Below are 5,479 nucleotides of genomic sequence, written 5' to 3' on the forward strand. Positions count from 1 at the left end.
TAAATTGCCAGCTTTTTCATGGCTCCCTGCCCTTGAAAGCAAGCTTTCAGGACACCGCCCTTCAAAAACTGTACATAGCCGCGAGCCGTTGGCATTCATTGAAAAAAGACCGAAATGGCAGACAATAAACTACAATCGTTAACAGAAATATTTAACGAGAAATTTTTTAGAATCCCCGACTTTCAAAGGGGTTACTCTTGGGAAACAAACCAACTTGAAGACTTTTGGGAAGACCTAATCAATCTGAAAGGCGACAAAATCCATTACACAGGGCTTTTGACCGTTGAACCAGTTTCAAAATCAAGCGTTGAGAACATTGAGAAATGGCAAGATGATTTGTGGCTTTTTGAAAGAGAACTTGGAGCTTACTACCTCATTGATGGACAGCAACGACTGACAACCTCTATCATTCTTATCAATGAAATACTTAATCAATTTGCCGATAATGAAGGAATCAACTTTAAAGACAAATCATATTGGGTAAACAAATTCTTGTTCCAAGCATACGGAGACAATTACAAGTCATACATATTTGGCTATGAGCGAGACAACCCGAGCGATGAGTTTTTCAAAACAAAGATTTTACAACAAGAATCTTCTACAGCTGACAAAGTCCCAGAACAAACTTTGTACACTTCAAACTTGAAAACAGCAAAAGACTACTTCAAGAAAAAATTAGAAAAACTCGAAAAACAAGATCTTGAAGAAATATTTAAGAAAGTTACAGCCAAGTTCAAATTCAACTTCTACGAAATAGATGACGAACTTGATGTTTACGTAACTTTTGAGACTATGAACAACAGGGGAAAACCTCTGTCAAATTTGGAGCTACTCAAAAACAGGCTGATTTACCTATCAACACATTTAGATGTTGACAATCAAACAAGAGCTAGATTAAGAAAAGACATTAACGAGACTTGGAAAACCATTTATGAGTATTTGGGCAAGAACAAGGACAATGCAATGGATGATGACGATTTTTTACGTAATCATTGGATAATGTACTTTAAGTACGATAGAAAAGAATCGGCTTCCTATGCTAAGTTCTTGCTCAACAAAAAATTCACCGCTAAAAATGCGATTAAAAATAAAATCGTACTGACTGATATTAAGGATTACATAGATAGTTTATCTAAGTGTGTGAAGTCTTGGTTTTATTTATTCAACCCTCAGTTTTCTGACTACGAAGACGACACAAAAGAATGGATACAAAAACTCAATCGCTTAGGAATGAGTGCGTTTCCACCTCTGTTTATGGCAGCAATGACAAAGTGTACGGAGAGTGAATTTCTACCACTTTTCAAATCAGCAGAACGTTTCATATTTCTCGTCTTCCGCCTTTCTCAAAGACCGTCTAACACAAAAAACAGTCATTTTTACAGACTTGCTAACTCGTATTATTTTGGCAAAGACTCAACAACGATTCAATCTACAATCGGTAATATAGATTGGATGACACAAGGAGAATCAGGCGAAGGTGATGATTATGTTTATCACGGATGGTTTGACCTTGAAAAATTTGACAACTATGTCAAAGACCAATATGATAAGGGAGAAGGCTTTTACACTTGGAATGGTTTGAGATATTTCCTCTTTGAATATGAACTTTACCTACAAAGAAAAGCCAACGGAAATCAAAAAGTAAGTTGGACTGACTTTAATAAGCGAAAGAAGGAAGATACAATTGAACATATCTATCCTCAAACGCCAAAAGACGACTGTTGGACTTCGGTTTATAACCAGCACTCAAAAAAGGAAAGAAAAATTTTGCTTAACACTTTAGGGAATTTGGTTCTTCTTGGGCAATCAAAAAACTCAGAGTTCCAAAACAAGTGCTTTGACTTCAAGAAAAAACACACGAACAAGGATGGTGATGAAGTTGGTTTCTTTAACGGTGCTTATAGCGAAATTGAAGTTTCAAGCTATGACAATTGGACACCAGCAGAAATTGAAAGTCGGGGTAAAAAAATGCTCTCGTTTTTAGAAGAACGATGGAATATTGACTTTGAAGGTTGGGAAATAGAAAAAGAAGATTTATTGAAATTGGACTTCTTGCAAAAGGAAACGATTGAAGAAGAATAAAAAACAACGAAATGCCAACAAGGTGTATAGTGCATAGCACCCTTCGGGATGCTACGACACCATACACAGACCGATGTGTTGCATTCGCCGATGGCGAACTTTAATCTGCGCAGCTTCGCCGGCAATGCATCTTAAAGTAAATGCAACACATCTGAAGGGCTAAACCGAATTGCCATATAACCATCCCAAGGATCCTCGCCACCGACGGGCATCGAGTCCAAACGACAACACATCGCCAGCTAAAAACAATTCGGCCCTGCATATTTTACTCCCAATAGCGTGAAATCGACAAGATACGGCCATTCCATGGCCTTCTTGACGAACTATCGTACGGGACACGGTAACGGGCGAACGGACAAATTCCCGAACGATAGTTGCCCGATTTCACTATATTTCCGTAAAATTCGCAGAACTGCGTTTAGCCCTTCAGTTGGCGTTCATTTTGAAAAATATGGAAAACAGCATAACACCAAAAGATTTAAAAAAAACCGTAAAGGATGTGGGAATATTGCCTTTGGACTTTGAAGGAATGCATCAAATATCCAAAGAGTATTATCAAAAATATGTGGAGCCTCTAGTGGAGAGCACCTTTACTCGACTGATGAACGAACGGTAGTCCTGAAATATTCGTACCACTCCTTCGGGATGTGAGACTCAAAGGATTTCAACATTCTGTCCGTCTCGCACTTGAGTGTATCGTTGTAAACGGACAGTTGTTCCTGTGAAAGAGTGGATTTTAGGGCATTTGTCTTTATAATCAACGAGCAAAGGTTTGCATTTATCGCAATATCGTATTCTGACATAATTGTTAAATTTTAGGACACCAAGATAAGTAAAAAACCAACGGACTTTAAGGTTCAGGAATGTTTGGAAAATATAGGGTCAAACATTTAACTAAAGCCCTTGTCCAATAGATTTGGAAGAAATTAAAAAGTTCTTTGAAAAGATGATTCTGTTAACGGAATGTTAAAAACTAAGTGTATACTTATATTTTAACTCCAAATACATTATTTATTTTGTAATTTTGCGTTGTATAAAAAAAACCCGTTGCGCTAACAACGGGAATAAAATCAACAGGTATCTTCGGCTACCCTTTTTATATTTCTCTCACGAAAGTTGCTAAAATACTACTTACTCTGCTTGTCTCCGAAGATGAGCAGGGTCAAAAGTAGTACCATAAAGCAAAGGACAAGTTCCAATAGCTTACGGAATTAAATTAAACTTCATTGTCCACAGCCAGCGTGGTGCTGTAAAATTGTTACATCATTTACAAGTACGCTACTGGACACTTCCCGTAAGAATCGCAAAAATAAAACTTTCTTTCGCTACCGTCAAGATTTTAAAAGAACTTTTTAACAATAATCGTCTGACTATACAAATACAGAAATAATCGATGAAAAATATAATTTATATCAATTTTGATTATCAACATTTATTGTTAAAATCTATGGTAGTCGAAAAACGAAACGCCAACATTGGCTAAAGACAATAAGGGGCAAGCACCAAGCCCTGAAGTTTGGTGCGCAAAGGAAAGCAACGGGTCAAAGGCGGACAGGTTCGGGAACAGAATTCTCCCACTATCTTTAGCCGAGCCGTTACCTGCAAGCTGAATGAACAACACGCTAAAAAAAATAACACCATTTCTGATTTTATCAATTGCATGCATTATTTATGCGATTGTTATAGTGATAAAAGAAAGGGATTTGAGCTGGGGAATTTTTGCTGTTGTTGGATTAATTGTAATCGGAATTTTACTGTTTGGAATTGACTTTGGACTTAAAAAGTGGCTCAAGAAATACAAAAAAATATTCCTGACTGAATTAGCATTAGTGCTTTTGCTAGTTGTAATTTATGGTTACAAGTTCAATCGGACTAAAACACTTATTATTCCAGCGGAATTTGACAAAAGTTATGTGACAATAATTTACGGAGTTGAAAATTCGAAAGATTTGTCTAAATCAACTTTGACTTGGAATAAAAAAATAGAAATCCCAAAAAGCGGAATTTTATTAACTTCCTCTGACTTTAATGAAAATTTGAGGGAAACAGAAATAAAAATGGACTCTGGAATTTATTTAGGTTCTGACGAAACCGAAAAGGGATTTGTTCGAATGGCGGAATCTGAATTCCAATCCAATGGACAGAATTATAAATTTCGGACTTGGAAATTACAAGATGGATTTTGTTGTATGTACACATCAGATGAAGTTCAAGAATTTAAAGCAGAATTGAAAATCGAATTTGAAAAAATAAAAGCCAGCAGGTAACAATGTATAACCGCAATTACGGCGGATTCGACTACGTCCGAATCCACTCGGAATTGCGAGCGTCAGTGCTTAACCGAAAATAATCGCTAATTTAACCCGTAACTGACGGTTATACGAGACCGTTGTGTGCAATTAAAGAAAAACCTGAATGTCAGATAAATTTTATACTAATAAATTTGGAGTCAAAGTACTAAAAGAAGGCACAAAACCTTTCCAAATATTTACAATTGAAACTATTAATTTAGAATTCCTATTAATTTATATTTTATTCGCAGAATCAAGCAAGGAAGATTTAAATGATAAAAAAGAATTCTTAAAAGTCCTTTATGAAAATAATGGAGATGATGGTCTTATAAAATTCCTTGAATCTGAAAAGAGTGATATGATTTTTTCAGCAAAATCCTATGAGAAATATTTTGAACAAATGGCTTATACTCGAATTACGGATAACATCTTAAGTTATTTTAAAGATATTCTTGTAGAGGTAATAAAATCTAAACCTCAAATACTAAAATCAAAGGAAAAAGAACCACTAGATTATATTTTTTCTTTTAACAATATGGAGGATTTGATTGAAGACATTACAGAAAAGAATATAGAGAAACTTTTTTACGGAAGTATTAATGACATAAAAAAATTCTTTACAGACAGGTTGGGAATCCAGCTATTTGAGAATGAAATCGTGGAAAAAAACTTCGAACAGTTTATTAAACAAAGAAACTTAATTGTACACAATCGCGGAATAATATCTAAAGAATTTGCCAAGGATTTTTCCAATGAGCACGTAACATACAATCCTGGAAATATTCTAGTTTTCAGTTATGAAAATTTATCAAATATTAATGGAGCTATGACCAATCTGATTGTGGATTTAGATTTGAAAATAAGCGAAAAGTTTAAATTAGAAACTGTAAAATTATAACTGCACACAACAATGGCTATAAGTAATTGCTTGTTCTCGGCTACTTCTGAAAATCCTCGCGGATTTTCAGCTTGGTGTGTACTTGCGAAGTTAAGTGCTAACCCACGCAACTACTCATAGGTACTGTGTAAAAAAACAAGCTTTTTCCTTAAAATTTTAGGAAACAAGTTGATCTATCAAGTTGTTATCCTGTGCAGCAATAGCTTCA

The 5,479-nt window shown here is 35.3% G+C and carries 4 protein-coding genes; all 4 read left to right on the plus strand.

Annotated features, from left to right (window positions below):
- Positions 1–114 precede the first annotated feature (114 nt).
- The 4 genes from ACEZ3G_RS16955 (at position 115) to ACEZ3G_RS16970 (ending at position 5,271) form a co-directional block, all read left to right on the plus strand.
- The gene (locus tag ACEZ3G_RS16955) at positions 115–2,082 is read left to right on the plus strand and encodes a DUF262 domain-containing protein (protein WP_432426713.1); all 1,968 of its coding nucleotides are present in this window, start codon (positions 115–117) and stop codon (positions 2,080–2,082) included.
- A gap of 451 nt (positions 2,083–2,533) precedes the next feature.
- Positions 2,534–2,698, plus strand: coding sequence for a hypothetical protein (locus ACEZ3G_RS16960; protein WP_432426714.1), 165 nt, complete (start codon positions 2,534–2,536; stop codon positions 2,696–2,698).
- Between the two features lie 994 nt (positions 2,699–3,692).
- Positions 3,693–4,349, plus strand: a complete 657-nt coding sequence (locus tag ACEZ3G_RS16965) for a hypothetical protein (RefSeq protein WP_432426715.1) — start codon at positions 3,693–3,695, stop codon at positions 4,347–4,349.
- Between the two features lie 148 nt (positions 4,350–4,497).
- A complete protein-coding gene (locus ACEZ3G_RS16970; RefSeq protein ID WP_432426716.1) occupies positions 4,498–5,271 on the plus strand; it encodes a hypothetical protein in 774 nt (257 codons plus the stop codon).
- Positions 5,272–5,479: the final 208 nt, after the last annotated feature.

Origin of the sequence: Meishania litoralis (genome assembly GCF_042611095.1) — a bacterium.
In the GTDB taxonomy this organism is placed as follows: domain Bacteria; phylum Bacteroidota; class Bacteroidia; order Flavobacteriales; family Flavobacteriaceae; genus Meishania; species Meishania litoralis.

Coding starts and splice junctions, on each gene's coding strand:
- ACEZ3G_RS16955 (WP_432426713.1), top strand. CDS start 115: ATGGCAGACAATAAACTACAATCGTTAACAGAAATATTTAACGAGAAA.
- ACEZ3G_RS16960 (WP_432426714.1), top strand. CDS start 2,534: ATGGAAAACAGCATAACACCAAAAGATTTAAAAAAAACCGTAAAGGAT.
- ACEZ3G_RS16965 (WP_432426715.1), top strand. CDS start 3,693: ATGAACAACACGCTAAAAAAAATAACACCATTTCTGATTTTATCAATT.
- ACEZ3G_RS16970 (WP_432426716.1), top strand. CDS start 4,498: ATGTCAGATAAATTTTATACTAATAAATTTGGAGTCAAAGTACTAAAA.